Consider the following 16,155-nt stretch of genomic DNA (forward strand, 5'->3'; position numbering starts at 1 on the left):
ATGAAAGAGAATTTTAACCCATAAAAGATTTAGAACCCGTAATGAAGAAAGTATTTTATCTCAATACATGCGATACATGCAGAAAAATTTTAGCCCAATTTGACCTTACAGACTGGGAACTTCGTGAAATCAAAAAAGAACCAATTACAAAAGATGAATTGGCGGAAATGCATAAAAAAACAAAGTCATACGAAGCATTATTCAGTAAAAAATCTACTCAGATCAAACTGAGAGGTCTGGATGTAAAATCATTAACAGAAAAAGATTTTAAAGAATTGCTGCTGGACCATTATACTTTCCTGAAAAGACCTGTATTTATTACCGATAAAGAGATTTTCGTGGGTAATGACAAAAAAAATGTTGAAGAACTGCAGAAGTTCTTTGGCGTAAATGAATAAATTTAACTGGAAACTAATTTTGCAAATAATAAACCTTATAGGTTTTTAAAACCTATAAGGTTTGGATATAAACCCAAAAGAGGCTGTGATTTGTTCACAGCCTCTTTTGGGTTTTTTTCCAATTATACAAAAGGAGCTTTCACCACTTTTGCAGGAATGTTCTTGTTTCTTACCTGGATAAAGATTTCAGATCCTAATTTGAAGTGAGGTTTGTCTACGTAAGCAAGACCTAATCCAACTTTTTTCATTGGAGACTGTGTTCCGGAAGTTACTTTTCCGATCACGTTTCCTTCAGCATCCACTACAGGATAGTCATGTCTTGGAACTCCTTTATCTGTCAGTTCGAAACCTACTAGTTTTCTTGTAACTCCTTCTTCTTTCTGTTTTGCGAAAACATCTTTAGAAACGAAATCTTTATCAAATTTAGTGATCCACCCTAAACCGGCTTCAATTGGAGACGTTGTATCATCGATATCATTTCCGTACAGGCAGAATCCTTTTTCTAATCTTAAAGTATCTCTGGCAGCCAATCCGCAAGGAATAATTCCTTCTTCTTTACCAGCTTCCATTACGGCATCCCAAAGTTTTTCAGCACTTTCGTTATTGAAATAAATCTCAAAACCACCGCTTCCTGTGTATCCTGTGTTTGAAATAATCACATCGTTTTCGCCCGCAACAGTTCCTATAGTAAAATGATAGTAAGGAATTTCTGAAAGATTTACGTCTGTAAGTTTTTGAAGAATTTCAGTAGCTTTAGGCCCCTGAACTGCCAATAATGACATCTCATCAGAAGCATTGGTCATTTTAGCCCCGAAAGTATTGTATTTTGAAATATGATTCCAGTCTTTGTCGATGTTGGATGCGTTTACTACTACAAAATATTTGTCATCTTCCATTTTGTAAACAATAAGGTCATCTACAATTCCTCCGTTTTCGTTAGGAAGGCAGGAATATTGAGCTTTTCCGTTTTCAAGTGCATCTACATTATTGGTAGTTACATACTGCAAAAGGTCTTTTGAACCCGGCCCTTCGATGAAAAACTGTCCCATGTGGGAAACATCAAATAATCCCGCTTTTTCTCTTACTGCAAAATGCTCCTCTGTAACCCCTGAATATTGAACAGGCATTTCAAAACCTGCGAAAGGTACGATCTTAGCTCCCAAAGAAACATGTTTGTCGTACAAGGCTGTTTTCTTCATATTTAATTTTTATTTCTTTATTTTAAAACTGTTAAAAGTCTCATTGAACAGGGTCATATAGTTTCCGTTCCAGTATTTCTGGCCACAGTTGATGGAAACCAAATATAAGTTTTTATCTTTTTGAAAAGCTTTGGTTACCCAGAACAGCTTCTCTTTTTCATCGAAATGCTCATAGAAATATTCTGTATATCCTTTCTGGCTCTTTTTTTCTTTTACTTTATCCTCCGGGTCTTGTGATTGATAAAGTGCCAGCATAAATTTTTTTACTTCCGCTTTGGGAAGGGGAAGATCATGATATTCCGAAATGGTAATTGCCCCTATCTGGCTGGTAGGGAAAATATTAACAATTTCACTGTCGTTGGTAGATTTCCAGCCTTCAGGAACAGTAATAGAATAATTGGAATTTTCATAGACCTTTGCTTTTTGGGCAAAAAACAGACTTCCCGTCAAAAGTGCAGAAAAAAGCAATATTTTTTTCATCGTTAAAAATGGTGTTTATATTCTTCGAGGATGATTTTGAACCATTCTGTAAAGTTTTCAGGATGTTTGGAAATTTCCTTATCCAGATCTTCCATGGAAATGAATCTTACTTCTTCCACTTCTTCTTTATTTAAATTGAAATCAGTTTCATGATTTCCCACAAATACATGATCCAGCTCGTGCTCCCAAAGACCACCGCCTACATCTGCTTTGTAAATAAAATGGAATTTTTCTGAAAGTTCTGCTTCAATTCCCAGTTCTTCCTTTAGTCTGCGTACCGCTCCTTGCTGATAAGTTTCCCCGTCACGCGGGTGCGAGCATACGGCATTGGTCCATTGGTTAGGAGAATGATATTTTCCTGAAGCCCTTTTCTGAAGAAGCATTTCCCCTTTACTGTTGAAAAGAAATACAGAAAAAGCACGGTGTAACAGGCCATTGATGTGAGCCTGCTGCTTTTCCATCAGCCCTAAAACCTCATCTTCAGGATTTACTAAAACAACAAATTCTTCCATTCCTACAAATGTAAGAGTAATAAATGTATTTTGGAAATTTTTAGATAAACATCATGCTTTTTGTAATCATAGCAATGAAATTGAGGAAGTCAGAAAAGACTGGCAGGTAAATTTGTCCATTCACTGAGTAGTTGCTTTCAGATCTCCACTTTATGATGTAAAAATAAATGTGAAATGAAAATTTTTAACTAATTCGGCTTGAATGGTTGATAAAATATTGATATTATTCTTTGAAAACCAGTTTTTATAGTAAAATATTAATATAAAGCAAGATTAATATGCCTGATAATGGTAAAAACGCTAACTTTGTTTTTTAATATTTAGTAATGGAATTAGAATACATTGAACACATTAGTCCTATTCTAAAGGATGGAATAAAAAATTACTTAATAGATATCGACGGAACCATTACTGATGACGTTCCCAATGAAGAGCCGGAAAGAATGGTTACCTGCGAACCCTACCCTGATGCTCTGGAAACGATCAACAGATGGTATGACGAAGGACATCAGATCTGCTTTTTTACTTCAAGAACCGAAAATCTGAAACAAATTACGATCGACTGGCTGGATAAGCATGGCTTCAAATACCACAGCGTGCTTTGCGGAAAACCAAGAGGAGGAAATTATCACTGGATAGACAACCATCTGGTAAGAGCTACAAGATACAAAGGAAGATTTACGGATTTGGTAGAAAAACAAGTGACCATTGAGGTATTCAAAGAAGACGGCGAATAAAAATATAATTCAAAGATTTAAAAATTAAATGTGAACCAGTACCTTTAATTTTTAAATCTTTCATTTTTTAATATACTTGAAATTTTATGAAAGTTTTAGCAAACGACGGCCTGGATCAATCTGGAATAGATGCATTGACAGAAAAAGGCTTTGAGGTGATTACTACAAAAGTTCCCCAGGAATTTTTAGTAGATTATATTAATGAGCACAAAATCCGCACATTATTGGTGAGAAGTGCCACACAGGTAAGAAAAGATATTATTGATGGATGTCCGTCTATCGACATTATTGGAAGAGGAGGTGTTGGTATGGATAATATTGACGTAGATTATGCAAGGGAAAAAGGGATTCATGTGATCAACACTCCTTCAGCATCATCGGAATCTGTGGCTGAGCTTGTTTTCGCTCATTTATTTTCCGGGGCGAGATTTCTTCAGGATTCTAACAGAAAAATGCCTGTTGTAGGAGATACTGAATTTGCAGGTCTTAAAAAAGCATATGCTGCAGGTATCGAACTGAGAGGAAAAACCATCGGTATTGTAGGAATGGGAAGAATCGGCCAGGAAGTGGCAAGAATTGCTTTAGGACTTGGGATGAGAGTGATTGCCGCTGATAATAACGTCGGAAGAGCAAGTATCAAAGTGAAATTTTACAATAACCAGTTCATCAATGTTGATATCGAAACAGAGCCGTTACAGGATGTTTTAAAACATTCGGACTTCATTACTTTACACGTTCCTGCACAGAAGGACGGTTATATGATCGGGAAGGATGAGTTTGAAATAATGAAAGACGGAGTGGCTGTGGTAAACTGTTCAAGAGGTGGAGTTATTGATGAAGCAGCTTTAATTCAGGCTTTGGATTCAGGTAAAGTACGATTTGCCGGTTTGGATGTTTTCATTAATGAACCAACACCATCAAAAGAAATCCTTACGCATTCTAAAATTTCTCTTACCCCTCACACGGGAGCATCTACTCTTGAAGCACAGGATAGAATCGGGCTTTCCCTGGCAGAGCAGATTTCAAGTATCTTACAGATTCAATAAGTTGAAATGATATCATAAATGAAAGTACCTCAATTTAGAGTGCACCCAAAAGTTTAGACAAAATCAAATAATCTTTTGATAATAAAGAGTTCGATATTCTATCGGACTCTTTCCTTTTTAAATTAAGTCTTATTCTGTCATTATTATAATAGTATAATCGCAAATTCCCAACGCCATAATCGACTTTCCCAAGGTCTTAATTTTTGAGCAATACAAAGAAAAATAAAAGCATCCTGATGGATGGTTTTTCATTTCAATGCCATTTAAATACTACTGAAATACTCATTAAAAAATCTTTCTTAATTACAATATGGAATTTAGTAAAAAAATTACAATCTTTATTTTTAACTATACAAAGTAACTAGAAAAAAGCAACTTAACATAAAAAATAATTCCTTTGTAGTTTGATTTATTTTAATATTTTTGAAATGAGTTCTTAAAAACAATAACTAACATTAAAAACACTTTATTATGAAAAAATTAATTTTATTAGCTGCCTTCGGTGTAGCTGGACTTGTTAACGCTAAAGGCAATGACGCTGGAAAAATGATCAAAACTGTTGAAAGCACTGAAACTGTAACGGTTCAAAAAACCGTTGTATATCAAGAGTGTAGTGTTGTTGTTACTTATTGGTCTGGTGGCCAAATAGTAGGGCAAGAAACGATAACATCAGATCAGCCAGATTTACAGAGTTGCCAAAACTTCCAAACAGGAGTTAAAGTCGCTTTATGGGCAGCTGGTTTCTGGCTAAGTTAATTAAGTTGATTTAATGCTTCTAACCCTTTCAGCAGATGTTGAAAGGGTTATGATTTTAAAAAAGATAATTTATGAAAAAGATACTTTTATTACCCTCAATTTTAATTTGTGGGTTTTATTTCACTCAACAAGTCCATGTAAAATATCTAAGAGTATTATCCTCTTTTACAACAACACATGAAGACCTGTATATAAAAAATAATCAAGTGTTGTCAATCCAAGATTCAATTATCATTAATAATAAATTAACAGACTCTTGGACTTTGGGTGTGAATTTAGATAATGGTAAAAAACCAGCAAAACAATACTTTGTTTCTGATTTAGATAAAAATAATGAAGCGGAAAGAAACTTCTTTTTCACTTCTAATGTAGATAGTAGAGAGTTTTTTATTTACGACAAAGTTCCACAACCAAAATGGAATATTGAAGAAAAAGAAACCAAAACAATAGCTGGTTACAAGTGCCAAAAAGCGACAACGATCTTTAGAGGTTCAAAGGTAACTGCTTATTTTACTAAAGATTTACCCTACTCTGCGGGACCATTCAAATTTTATGGCCTTCCAGGATTAATTCTTGATATTAGAGTAGATAATAAAGATTATGACATATGGAAAGCTGAGTCGGTAGATGTAAATGATAATTCAAACATTGCTTTTAAACCTGAATTCTTAAAAAAAGAAAAAATTAGTTTAAAGGATTATGTTGCAGCAAAAGAAGCTCATATGAATAAAATATTTGCTAAGCTTTCAGATGCATTGCCAAAAAACTATAAAGCCAGAGTGACTACAAATCAAAGGTTTTCTGTAGAGCAAAAATATGAATGGGAAGAGAAACTATCTGAATAAAATGAAAGCACCTCTAGAGTAGACCTGAGGTGCTTTTTTATTTTTAAACTGTTGTTTAAAAGATTAGATATTTTTGCTTTTCAGCAAATCTCTGATCTCCATCAGTAATTTTTGATCTTCTGTAGGTCCGGCAGGAGCAGGAGCCTCTTTCTTGTTCACTTTGTTAGCCAGTTTGATGATCCAGAAGAGAACCATTGCAATACAAAGGAAACTGATTACTGCTGAAAGGAAGTTTCCATAGGCAACACCATTCCATGTAAGTTTTGCAATGTTTTCTGCGCCGGCGGCTTTCAATGCCGGGTTGAGTATAAGAGGAGTGATTACATCTTCCACTAATGAGGAAACAATTTTACCAAATGCTGCCCCAATGATCACACCGACAGCAAGATCGAGAACATTGCCCTTAAAGGCAAACTCTTTAAATTCTTTTACAAATCCCATAATTTATATTTTTTTAATTAGTATATACACAAAAATATAATTAAAAAATGTAAAAAACACTACGTTTAATCGTTTTTTATTTCCAAAATATTGAAATTTAAGCTCATTTCCTGCTAACAGTTTTAATGAATATTTCAGCATTTTAACAATACATTATTTCATTAATGATGACTTTTTATTTTTATTAATGACGTGATATCATAATGAAAAATCTTTTGTAATTTGCTTAAAAGTTTGTTTCATCTATGAAAATTTTTACCGCAGAACAGATACGCAGCTGGGATCAGTTTACAATTTCCCATGAGCCGGTTTCTTCTATTCAATTAATGGAAAGAGCTTCAATGGCTGCTGCTCATTGGATTTCGGAACACTGTAAAAACCATAAGAAACTGGCTGTATTTTGTGGTAACGGAAATAACGGAGGTGACGGCCTGGCTGTCGCAAGGCTACTTTATCTGAAAGGTTTTGATTTGGATGTATTTGTAAGCGATTCCAAAAGGAAATTTTCAGAAGATGCTTCTGTTAACCTGAAAAGACTCCGCGATTTGTCGGGAATTACCGTCAGAAAATTTGATCCCGAAGAACACTATAATTTTGATGATAAAACAATTATTATCGATGCTCTTTTCGGAACGGGATTATCCAGGCCGTTGGAAGGTGATTATAAAAGGCTTGTTGAACAATTGAACAGCAAAAAAAATAGTAAGATATCCATCGATATTCCTTCGGGATTATCAGCAGATGAAATGTTTGATAATAATCCGGTTATTCTGAAAGCTGATTATACACTGACCTTTCAATGTTGGAAAAGAACCTTCCTTCATCCTGAAACAGGGAAATATACCGGAAAAGTAGTACAGCTGGATATTGATTTAAGCAAAATATACACAGATACAACTGATTCTGATTACTCTGTAATTGATGATCAGCTGGTGGGATCGATATTCATTCCGAGACAGGAATTTTCTCATAAAGGCAGTTATGGTAAGGCTGCCATCATAGGAGGAAGCTATGGAAAAATAGGAGCAGCAGTGCTGGCAACACGATCAGCTCTCAAAACCGGAGCAGGGCTGACCTTTACACTCGCTCCGGAATGCGGATACAATATTTTACAGACTTCATGCCCTGAAGCAATGTTTATAAAAGGAGGGGAGCAGTTTATCACAAATTTTGAAATGGACAAAGATGTTACCTGTGGTGCAGGTCCTGGTTTGGGAACGCATTCCGGTACAGAGAAAGGCTTTTTGAGTTTTCTTAAAAACTATTCTCAGCCATTGGTTCTGGATGCAGATGCATTGAATATTATTTCAAATGATCCAAAAAATTTGAAACTCATTCCCAAAAAATCAATCATAACTCCTCATCCGAAAGAGTTTGAAAGACTTTTCGGAAGTACAGATAATTCTTTTGAAAGACTTGAACTGGCAAGGAAAAAGGCAAAAGAACTTGATCTTTACATTGTTCTTAAAGATCACCATACCCAGGTTGTTACTCCGGAGGGAAAAGTATTCTATAATATAACCGGAAATGCAGGTCTTGCCAAAGGAGGAAGCGGAGATATTCTTACCGGAATTCTCACTTCGCTTCTGGCTCAGAAATATTCTGAAGAGGAAACCTGTATTCTTGGGGTATGGCTGCATGGCAGAGCGGCCGATATTGCTTCAGAAAAACATTCAAAAGAATCGATGCTGCCCACTGATGTCATTGATGCCTTTGGGTCTGTTTTTGAAGAACTGAACAGGAAAGCGGAGAGAAATCTGTAAGTAAACAGTTAATAAAAAAGGCAAATCTGTATTTCTACAAATTTGCCTTTTTATTTTTCAGTTTAAATGGTTTATTCCGGCTTCTCGTTTTCTGCCTCAGTGATCTTGAATTTCTTAGAAACAATCATGATGACAACTCCTGCAATCATAAACGGAATCGAAAGAACCTGACCTGTATTCAGCCCGCCAATCTGGATGAATTCATCTCCCTGTGGCTCTTTAAGGAATTCAACAAAGAATCTGATCGCCCAAAGGATGATAAAGAATAAACCAAATAACCATCCTTGCTGATATTTTTTATCTGTTTTTCTATAAAGTACCCATAGTAAAATGAAAAGAAGAACATATCCTACCGCTTCAAATAACTGGCTTGGGTAACGGGGTACAGTAAGACCATACTCACTGCTTTGTTGTGGGAAAAGCAAAGCAAACGGAGAATTCGGGTCCGCTGGTTTACCAACGATTTCAGAATTGAAAAAATTCCCCATTCTTACAAACGCTCCTCCTAAAGCTACGACAATACCTAGTCTGTCATATACCCAAAAAGGGTTTTTCTTAATGATTTTAAATGAATAATAAAGCGTGGTGAAAATCAGGGCAATTGTAGCACCATGGCTCGCCAGTCCTGAAAAACCTGTGAATTTTAAACCGTTTTTTGTACTTATCGGTAAAAATACACTCCAGAAATCCTCTTTAAATAGTTCCGGCTGATAAAAGATAACATGTCCTAATCTTGCTCCCAGAATAGTCCCGATCAATGTCCATGTGAACAGAGGTTCAAGGTATTTCTGGTTCACATTATCAATCTTAAAGATTCTCGTCATTAAAACATATCCGAATCCAAAGGCAAAAACAAACATCAAACTATAAAAGTGAAGCGTAAATGATCCGATGTGAATACCTTTTGAAGGATCCCAGATTTTAAATGAAGTCTTAAGTTCTACTTTATCAGAATCAGTGATAGGTTTTACAGTCTTTACTGCATATTTAAAAGTAGTGATATTTTCTTTGGTAACACCAGTATCAATCAACTTAAAGTTTTTATCAAAAAACTGATACTTGGAATCCTTATACTTTGCTAAAGTTGATGCCCCATAATTGTAATAAGCAGGTTCAAAATTGGATTCATTAAGAATCACAACGAAAGACTGGTTCTTGTCTGATTCTCTGTCCGGAAAAGCTGTAAGGTCTCCCATCTCTGTGGTAGAATAGATTTTTACAGGAACATTGCTTCCATTGATATCTAAAGTTCCGTCAGATAAACCTCCAGGGTATTCCTGTGCAAAAAGAAGCTGCGTAGTGAATGCAAACAGCACAAGATAAATTCTGAAAAAGATAGTATTCATTTTTCTATTGATTTAATAGTTTGATTATTGACATTTATGTTTGGGTGGAACAGGATCGTAACCGCTTCCTCCCCAGGGATGGCATCTTAAAATTCTTTTAAATCCCAGCCAGAAACCTTTAAAAACACCATGTACCTGAAGCGACTCAATCATATAGTGAGAGCAGGTAGGTTCGTAACGGCAGTTTTTGGGAAGTAAGGGCGAGATGAACCATTGGTAAAATTTGATCAAAATTACCAGCGGAAATGTAATGATTTTATTGAATGTAAGTTTCAAAACAATGCAAAAATAGGGTAAAAAAATGAAAATTAGTTTAATTTTGTTATAAGTTTCGGAGATCGGAAATCCGGGACATTGATCTTAAAAAATAGAATTACTTTGAATCAAAATATCCCATTAGCTGAAAAATTAAGACCCAAAACCCTGAACGATGTTCTTGGGCAGGAGCATCTTACCGGCGACAAAGGAACAATCAGAAAGATGATTGAAAACAATACCCTGAATTCGCTGATATTCTGGGGGCCTCCGGGAACGGGGAAAACAACACTCGCTGAAATTATCTCTGAGCAGTCGGGGAGAAAGTTTTATAAGCTTTCTGCAGTTTCTTCCGGGGTGAAAGATGTACGCGATGTAATTGAAGATGCCAAGAAGCAGAATTTGTTTTCCGGAAAATCACCGATCTTGTTTATTGATGAAATCCACAGGTTTAATAAGTCGCAGCAGGATTCATTATTGCATGCGGTAGAAAAAGGCTGGATTGTTTTAATTGGAGCAACTACTGAGAATCCAAGCTTTGAGGTGGTTTCAGCGCTGCTTTCAAGAAGCCAGGTTTATGTTTTAAAAGCTTTAAGCTATGAAAAACTGGAAGAACTGATTGATATCGCATCAGAAAGATACAATAAAGATGAAGCAACAGATTTTAAAATCCTTGAAAAAGAAGCTTTCATTCAGTATTCCGGTGGTGATGCCAGAAAACTGATCAATTCCGTAGAGCTGGTTTTGAACCAGTATAAAAATTCGGGTACAACGGAAATCCTGAATTCTGATGTTCTTGAAGTTCTCCAGGAAACGATGGCTTTGTATGATAAAAACGGAGAGCAGCATTATGATATCATCTCAGCTTTTATCAAATCCATGCGCGGAGGTGATCCGAACGGAGCGGTGTATTGGCTGGCAAGAATGATTGCCGGGGGAGAAGATATTAAGTTTATTGCAAGGAGAATGCTTATTCTGGCTGCTGAGGATGTAGGGCTGGCTAACCCCAATGCTTTGGTAGTTGCCAACAACTGTTTTCAGGCGATCAATGTGATCGGGAATCCTGAAGCAAGGATTATACTAAGTGAAACAGCCGTATATCTTGCGGTTTCCCCTAAAAGTAATTCTGCGTATATGGCGATTAATGAAGCGTTGGCTCTGGTAAAGCAGACCGGAAATCTGCCTGTACCTCTTCATTTGAGAAATGCACCTACAAAATTGATGAAAGACCTTGATTACGGAAAAGAATACAAATATGCCCATTCTTATGAAGGAAACTTTGTGGAACAGGATTTTCTTCCGGAAGAAATCAGGAATGTGAAATTATATGAGCCTGGTAATAATGCTACAGAAAAGAAGATTTACGAGGAGCTTAAGAAAAAATGGAACAATAAATATTAAAATAAAAAAGGATGCTGTTTTCAGCATCCTTTCTATATTATTCAAGTTATTCAGTAGTGTAAATAAATAATGTTTTCTTACCGTTGTAATCTTTTGTTTCAGTTCTTTTCTTGATTTCAGGATATATCATTGTGCTGGTATCTGCAAATTCATATCCCTCAATAAATACAGGGTTATCTGCCGGAATATTGTATTGTGCATTCATATTGGATAATGCCATTCTGTCAAGTACGTTTTCTCCGTTTTTAAACTTATATTCAGTTACGCCTTTTGTAAAAACAGAACTGTATTTTTTTAAGCTTTGGGGAAGACTCGCTGGAGTATTGTATACTTTAGAAACCTGTAATACGTTCTTTTTTGTATTGAATAATTCTACTGTCCCAATGGCATTGTCAGCCACTGCAAACTTTACAGCAGGATTTTTTTGCTGAGCCAATAAAGTAGCAGAGGATAGAAGTAAAAAAGAATAGAATAGTTTTTTCATAATTGGAATATGTAACTGTTAAAAACGTGATAAATATAGTTATTTTTTATAAAATCTTAATAAAATATTGAATTGTTTTACATTCTATTTATAAATAAAAACTTTTTTTCTGATTATCAGTCTGCGCTTTCATCTTTTTTATCCTTTTTATCTACCATATTTCTGATCATATTTTTCAGTCGCTGGAAAGTAAAAGAGCTTAGTAATAAAATAACTCCGAGAACAATAAAGGCGCTGATTCTTGAAATATTATCCATTTGCCATACATCATAACCATAAAGTTTCAATACCATCAGGCCTACCAATGCAAAGCCGATCTTGTTATATTCCTGAATATTCTTTTTCAACCCGGTATAAATAAAAATACTGGCAAGAATTGTCCATATAACAGGAAGATAAAGAATATTGAAATGTTCACTTGCTTTATAAGAATGGGAAATATCATTGGAAAGTATTAAAATATAAGAATGGTGCAGCTCGCAGCTTACAGAAATGATTAGCGCCAGAGCCTGTATCCAGTAAGAAATCTTTTGCTTGTTAAACGCTGAAGCAGGAATAATTCTGTATCCTATGTATATAAAAGGAATCCATTGCAGAAGATGAAGGAAATAAAAGCTTAAATGGAGCTTTTTTGTTAAGACAGCGGTCACAACCGGAAGAGTCGAAACCGATGTATTTATTACGATCAGGAAGAAAAACATATAAATCAGTAGGTTTTGAACATCATTTCTGATGCTCAGCAGTTTCCTGAAAAACAATAAAATAAAAATATAATAAATGCTGAATAAAAACCCTGTGCTGGTAATGGCTGACCATGGCATTTCCGAAATATGATAAGTGATTTCAAGAAGAAAAGTAATATAGATAACCCCATAACTGATTACGGTAATAAGATCTTCAAAAAAGTTATTGCTTTTTTCCTGTGCCTCTTTCACTGTGTTCCTTAGCAAATACAGATTAATCATGATGGAAACAATAGTAAAGGAACTGGTGATAAACGGAGGATTGAATATGATATTGAAATCTTTTGTTCCAAAATATTCAGTCCAGGTTATAAGCTGGGCGATCATCACCAATGGAAACAGGATATAAAAGAAGGTTTTGAAAATCTTATGACCTGTTTTTTTCCAGATAAAAAGAAGGAGGGTAGTTTCTATGGCCCAGATGCTGGTGATGAGATGCGTTTTAAACTGAATAGCAACCGCAATGGTTATAAGGCTGGTAACAAGCCCTGCAAATACAGAATAAGCTACTCCAAAGCTTTTTCGGGTATATTCTCTGAAAAGTAAAATAGTGTTGACAGCAGCAAAAATAAGCGGAAAAACAATCGGGGGTTCATATTTTAATGTATCAAAAATGTAAAGAAGCCCCAGAATACTTGAAAAATTAGCGAAAGCAAGTATTAAAATATCAGAGGTTGAAAGGATATTTCTTCTGAAGTAATCGTACAGACCAAAAATATAGAAAATTGCATAACTGATCAGATAAAAAGTAATGCTTAAAAGCTCCGGGCTTTCATGGGTCCAGAATAAAAGGTAGCCTGTTGTAAAAATATAAGCTGTCCATCCCACACTTTTCCAGTGCTGGAGAAAAGAGGCAGCCAGCATTCCTGTATTTAAAAGAGTAATATAAATAAAAAGGAAAAGATAATTACTTTGTCCTGTACTGATCATGAAAGGAGCTGCAAAACCTCCTATCAGTGAAAAGATAATCAATACTTCACTTTTATAGTAATAGGACAGGATGATAGAAGCTGCGGTAATCAGTGCTGTTATGATAAAAGCAGTATTTTGGGTAAACAGATGATATTCACGAAAGGCAATGGTTGCTGTGAAATACAGAACAGCAACACCGCCTCCTGTAATGATGGAAGAAAAAGCCTGATAATTTTTTCTGAGAAAATGCCCGGTGATGATGATTCCTGCTCCGGTACAAAAACCGATTCCCGCTCTTGCTGCTTCGCCGATCCAGTTTTTATCAATGGCATATTTTACAAAATAACCAATTCCGAGAACAAGGGTAAAAATTCCGATAATGGTAAGTGCATTTTGTTTTAAAAAATCAGAAACAGGAGCAAGCCAGTCTTTTTGAACTGGTGTTGAGGTTTTTTCACTTTTTTCACGGTATGGTATATCTTCCTGCTGAACCTGTTGAGGTACCTCTTGCTGCGGAATCAAACTGTTTTCCGTTGAGGTTGTCTTATGAATTATTTCTGTCTGAGCCTGAGCAGTCTTGTTGATCTTATTATGAAGATCTGAAATCTCCTTTTCCAATTTTCTGATTTTGCTGTTCAGATTATTCAAAATGACGAAGATAATTATAAGGATGATAACTGCAACAAACTCATTCATTTCATTAGTTTTTATCAAATATAAAGAAATGTTTCAAATGCTATTTAAAAATTAACCCATCGCGTTATAAGCGATGGGTTAAATGGTATAGATAACTAACAATATGTTTTACTAGTTCGATACTTTGTAAATGTAGAATGACGCAATACTGGATCCTAATAATCCTGCCGTGATAACACCGGAATCTACAAGTCCGAAAGAAACTTTGTCACCCGCCTGGAATGAATACAAAGAATTGATGCTGGAATCGGAAAGTGTTAAGTTAACTGCTAATGCAAGATTAACTCCACTGAATGGACGTGTGTCTATCAAAGTGGTTACTGCAGATCTGGTTCTTGCGATAGCGATACCGGGAGATCCTGACAATAAAGAAGCCTGTAAACCTGTACCATATCTGAACGCAAATCCAACAGCATATACTCCGGTTGATGGAATATTATAAGAACCATCAGCATTGGTAAATAACGCCGCAGTTCCTATCGTTCTGTCGGCTTGTACAAAGCTGACAGGCTGAAAATCAGCAGGTAAAACCCCTAAATTCAGAAGGGTTATACCAGTTGTTTTTTTCGCAGAATATACAGAAGTGTTGGTTCCGGCAGCTGCACTTAGCAATGACGGGTCAACTGAGAATACCTGGGTAGTTCCCTGATTAACAGCTAAAATCTGATATCCAGGTAGGGCTGTAGCGGCAGGGGTATCACGAACTTTCAAAGTTCCATTAACATCTAGAGTTGCAGATGGGTTGGCTGTATTAATACCCACCTGTGAGAATAATGGTAACGCTGCACATGCTAACATTAAGCTGTAAAGTTTAGTTTTCATGATCAAGATTTTTAAATTAGTTGCTAAGCAAATATACAACAAAAATTATACTCAGCATTGTGAAATCTTTAAAATTAACATTATTATGATGTAATATATTTAAACATATGTTTATATTTTAGTTAATATTTAGACATAATTTGGTTACGACTTATTATATTTATTTTTAATTTAATATATTGTTTATCAGTGTTTTGGTAAAAGATAATTCTCCCTGTTGTGTGGGTTATTTATTGGTTTAAACAGAAGGTGTTATCCATAGATAATTTATTATAAAAGTTTTTTTGAATTTAATATTTCTCAAATGAATAAAAAAAACACTGCCGTAACGACAGTGTTTTTGAACAGATTTATTTGTTTTCTTAGCTTTCCAAAAGGAATTCTTTATAATTCCCAAGAAAATCTACATTAGCGTTGATTGATTCAAGCTCTTTGAGTGCATTTTCATGCAAAACCTCCTTCCATGGTCCTTCCACATTGATAAAAAAGAAATAATTTCCCAAACCTGTTTTTAAGGTTCTGGATTCTATTTTGCTAAGGTTCATTTTTCTCCATGCAAAAACCGATAAAACCTGATGTAAACCACCGGGATGATCTTCCGGAAGCGTGATGAGCATTCCTGATTTTTCACCCAGCGTTTCCAGTTGGTCATTTTGATATTGGTTCTGCTCCTTGGAAATAATGATAAACCGGGTATGGTTTTGTTCAAAATCCTGAATATTACGGTTCACAATTTTTAAGCCATATAAATTGGCAGCAAACTGATTGGCTACTGCAGCAATAGGAGTCTCCGGGTTTTCAGAAACAAATTTTGCGGCCGCTGCAGTGGAGGAAAAATCCTGTTTCGGAATCTCTTTGTAATGAGTGTCCAGAAAATGGAAGCTCTGTGCAAGAGCCTGTGGGTGAGAATATATTCTTTCGATATTCTCAATAGAATTTTCCGGATGAATCATCAGGTGATGCGCAATAGGCATTACTGCTTCTGCTTCTATCTTAATAGACGGAGTCTTATATAAATAATCCAGCGTCATCGATACGGTTCCTTCAATAGAGTTTTCCAAAGGTACTACTGCTTTTACTACCTCTCCGTTTTCAACGGCATCAAAACAATCCAGGATGCTGGCTTGCGGTACTATTTCGTCATCAGGGAAAAGCTGTGCTGTAGCAAGCTGGGTGAAACTGGCATGAGGTCCCAAAAATGCAATCTTCATAATATAATATATAAGGGATGATTAAAATAATGGTACAAAGGTGCGAATTAATTCATAAACATAGAGGGGGTAGAGTTTAAAGTGTAATGTTTTTAGTTGCGAGTTACG

Annotated in this window: 17 protein-coding genes; 7 read left to right on the top strand and 10 right to left on the bottom strand. The window is 35.5% G+C overall.

The window, feature by feature from the left end; genetic code table 11:
- Nucleotides 1–41 precede the first annotated feature (41 nt).
- Nucleotides 42–398, top strand: coding sequence for an arsenate reductase family protein (locus FFS26_RS02400; RefSeq protein ID WP_137904189.1), 357 nt, complete (start codon nt 42–44; stop codon nt 396–398).
- A gap of 122 nt (nt 399–520) precedes the next feature.
- Here the strand turns inward: FFS26_RS02400 and gcvT are convergent, their stop codons facing one another.
- Genes gcvT through idi form a run of 3 tightly spaced genes read right to left on the bottom strand, consistent with a single transcriptional unit; the run spans nt 521 to nt 2,589 of the window.
- The gene (gene gcvT, locus FFS26_RS02405) at nt 521–1,597 is read right to left on the bottom strand and encodes a glycine cleavage system aminomethyltransferase GcvT (protein WP_137904190.1); all 1,077 of its coding nucleotides are present in this window, start codon (nt 1,595–1,597) and stop codon (nt 521–523) included.
- 9 nt (nt 1,598–1,606) lie between these two features.
- Complete coding sequence (locus tag FFS26_RS02410; protein WP_110009389.1) at nt 1,607–2,077, bottom strand: hypothetical protein; 471 nt, start codon at nt 2,075–2,077, stop codon at nt 1,607–1,609.
- Between the two features lie 2 nt (nt 2,078–2,079).
- On the bottom strand, nt 2,080–2,589 hold the full coding sequence (idi, locus tag FFS26_RS02415) for an isopentenyl-diphosphate Delta-isomerase (protein ID WP_110009388.1): 510 nt from the start codon (nt 2,587–2,589) through the stop codon (nt 2,080–2,082).
- 326 nt (nt 2,590–2,915) lie between these two features.
- On the opposite strand from idi, the gene FFS26_RS02420 reads away from it, so the two are divergent.
- The 4 genes from FFS26_RS02420 to FFS26_RS02435 all read left to right on the top strand — a co-directional run bounded on the left by FFS26_RS02420 (nt 2,916) and on the right by FFS26_RS02435 (nt 5,973).
- Nucleotides 2,916–3,326, top strand: a complete 411-nt coding sequence (locus tag FFS26_RS02420) for a phosphoheptose isomerase (protein ID WP_002980498.1) — start codon at nt 2,916–2,918, stop codon at nt 3,324–3,326.
- Between the two features lie 86 nt (nt 3,327–3,412).
- Nucleotides 3,413–4,372 carry a D-2-hydroxyacid dehydrogenase gene (locus tag FFS26_RS02425; RefSeq protein WP_110009387.1) on the top strand — a complete coding sequence of 320 codons (960 nt, stop codon included), beginning with the start codon at nt 3,413–3,415 and terminating at the stop codon, nt 4,370–4,372.
- 471 nt (nt 4,373–4,843) lie between these two features.
- A complete protein-coding gene (locus FFS26_RS02430) occupies nt 4,844–5,128 on the top strand; it encodes a hypothetical protein (protein ID WP_110009386.1) in 285 nt (94 codons plus the stop codon).
- Between the two features lie 71 nt (nt 5,129–5,199).
- Entirely contained in the window at nt 5,200–5,973 is a 774-nt protein-coding gene (locus FFS26_RS02435; protein WP_110009385.1) for a GLPGLI family protein, read from the top strand.
- Nucleotides 5,974–6,036: 63 nt separating this feature from the next.
- Here FFS26_RS02435 and mscL read toward each other — a convergent pair whose 3' ends face one another.
- Nucleotides 6,037–6,414, bottom strand: coding sequence for a large conductance mechanosensitive channel protein MscL (gene mscL / locus FFS26_RS02440; RefSeq protein ID WP_110009384.1), 378 nt, complete (start codon nt 6,412–6,414; stop codon nt 6,037–6,039).
- Nucleotides 6,415–6,659: 245 nt separating this feature from the next.
- Between mscL and FFS26_RS02445 the strand changes: the two genes are divergently transcribed.
- Nucleotides 6,660–8,177, top strand: coding sequence for an NAD(P)H-hydrate dehydratase (locus tag FFS26_RS02445; RefSeq protein WP_137904191.1), 1,518 nt, complete (start codon nt 6,660–6,662; stop codon nt 8,175–8,177).
- A gap of 71 nt (nt 8,178–8,248) precedes the next feature.
- On the opposite strand, the gene lgt is transcribed toward FFS26_RS02445, so the two are convergent.
- A complete protein-coding gene (gene lgt / locus FFS26_RS02450) occupies nt 8,249–9,097 on the bottom strand; it encodes a prolipoprotein diacylglyceryl transferase (protein ID WP_110009495.1) in 849 nt (282 codons plus the stop codon).
- A 450-nt stretch (nt 9,098–9,547) separates the two neighbouring features.
- Nucleotides 9,548–9,799 carry a membrane protein insertion efficiency factor YidD gene (gene yidD, locus FFS26_RS02455; protein WP_034695943.1) on the bottom strand — a complete coding sequence of 84 codons (252 nt, stop codon included), beginning with the start codon at nt 9,797–9,799 and terminating at the stop codon, nt 9,548–9,550.
- A gap of 102 nt (nt 9,800–9,901) precedes the next feature.
- On the opposite strand from yidD, the gene FFS26_RS02460 reads away from it, so the two are divergent.
- Entirely contained in the window at nt 9,902–11,179 is a 1,278-nt protein-coding gene (locus FFS26_RS02460; protein WP_137904192.1) for a replication-associated recombination protein A, read from the top strand.
- A 46-nt stretch (nt 11,180–11,225) separates the two neighbouring features.
- Here FFS26_RS02460 and FFS26_RS02465 read toward each other — a convergent pair whose 3' ends face one another.
- The 4 genes from FFS26_RS02465 to pheA all read right to left on the bottom strand — a co-directional run bounded on the left by FFS26_RS02465 (nt 11,226) and on the right by pheA (nt 16,047).
- Nucleotides 11,226–11,663, bottom strand: coding sequence for a hypothetical protein (locus FFS26_RS02465; RefSeq protein ID WP_137904193.1), 438 nt, complete (start codon nt 11,661–11,663; stop codon nt 11,226–11,228).
- 116 nt (nt 11,664–11,779) lie between these two features.
- Nucleotides 11,780–14,014, bottom strand: coding sequence for a DUF2339 domain-containing protein (locus FFS26_RS02470; RefSeq protein WP_137904194.1), 2,235 nt, complete (start codon nt 14,012–14,014; stop codon nt 11,780–11,782).
- 111 nt (nt 14,015–14,125) lie between these two features.
- Nucleotides 14,126–14,836: a hypothetical protein gene (locus FFS26_RS02475; RefSeq protein ID WP_110009380.1), complete on the bottom strand. Its 711-nt coding sequence runs from the start codon at nt 14,834–14,836 to the stop codon at nt 14,126–14,128.
- Between the two features lie 362 nt (nt 14,837–15,198).
- Nucleotides 15,199–16,047 (bottom strand): prephenate dehydratase, encoded by an 849-nt coding sequence (gene pheA, locus FFS26_RS02480; protein ID WP_137904195.1) that lies wholly within the window; start codon nt 16,045–16,047, stop codon nt 15,199–15,201.
- Nucleotides 16,048–16,155 lie beyond the last annotated feature (108 nt).

The sequence above is a fragment of the Chryseobacterium sp. 2VB genome (assembly GCF_005503635.1).
In the GTDB taxonomy this organism is placed as follows: Bacteria; Bacteroidota; Bacteroidia; order Flavobacteriales; family Weeksellaceae; genus Chryseobacterium; species Chryseobacterium cupriresistens.

What these genes read in the sequence shown, in the direction of transcription:
- pheA (WP_137904195.1), bottom strand. Translation starts at nt 16,047, where the DNA reads ATGAAGATTGCATTTTTGGGACCTCATGCCAGTTTCACCCAGCTTGCT.
- FFS26_RS02425 (WP_110009387.1), top strand. Translation starts at nt 3,413, where the DNA reads ATGAAAGTTTTAGCAAACGACGGCCTGGATCAATCTGGAATAGATGCA.
- FFS26_RS02445 (WP_137904191.1), top strand. Translation starts at nt 6,660, where the DNA reads ATGAAAATTTTTACCGCAGAACAGATACGCAGCTGGGATCAGTTTACA.
- FFS26_RS02475 (WP_110009380.1), bottom strand. Translation starts at nt 14,836, where the DNA reads ATGAAAACTAAACTTTACAGCTTAATGTTAGCATGTGCAGCGTTACCA.
- gcvT (WP_137904190.1), bottom strand. Translation starts at nt 1,597, where the DNA reads ATGAAGAAAACAGCCTTGTACGACAAACATGTTTCTTTGGGAGCTAAG.
- idi (WP_110009388.1), bottom strand. Translation starts at nt 2,589, where the DNA reads ATGGAAGAATTTGTTGTTTTAGTAAATCCTGAAGATGAGGTTTTAGGG.
- mscL (WP_110009384.1), bottom strand. Translation starts at nt 6,414, where the DNA reads ATGGGATTTGTAAAAGAATTTAAAGAGTTTGCCTTTAAGGGCAATGTT.
- FFS26_RS02410 (WP_110009389.1), bottom strand. Translation starts at nt 2,077, where the DNA reads ATGAAAAAAATATTGCTTTTTTCTGCACTTTTGACGGGAAGTCTGTTT.
- FFS26_RS02435 (WP_110009385.1), top strand. Translation starts at nt 5,200, where the DNA reads ATGAAAAAGATACTTTTATTACCCTCAATTTTAATTTGTGGGTTTTAT.
- FFS26_RS02430 (WP_110009386.1), top strand. Translation starts at nt 4,844, where the DNA reads ATGAAAAAATTAATTTTATTAGCTGCCTTCGGTGTAGCTGGACTTGTT.
- FFS26_RS02465 (WP_137904193.1), bottom strand. Translation starts at nt 11,663, where the DNA reads ATGAAAAAACTATTCTATTCTTTTTTACTTCTATCCTCTGCTACTTTA.
- FFS26_RS02420 (WP_002980498.1), top strand. Translation starts at nt 2,916, where the DNA reads ATGGAATTAGAATACATTGAACACATTAGTCCTATTCTAAAGGATGGA.
- FFS26_RS02400 (WP_137904189.1), top strand. Translation starts at nt 42, where the DNA reads ATGAAGAAAGTATTTTATCTCAATACATGCGATACATGCAGAAAAATT.
- FFS26_RS02470 (WP_137904194.1), bottom strand. Translation starts at nt 14,014, where the DNA reads ATGAATGAGTTTGTTGCAGTTATCATCCTTATAATTATCTTCGTCATT.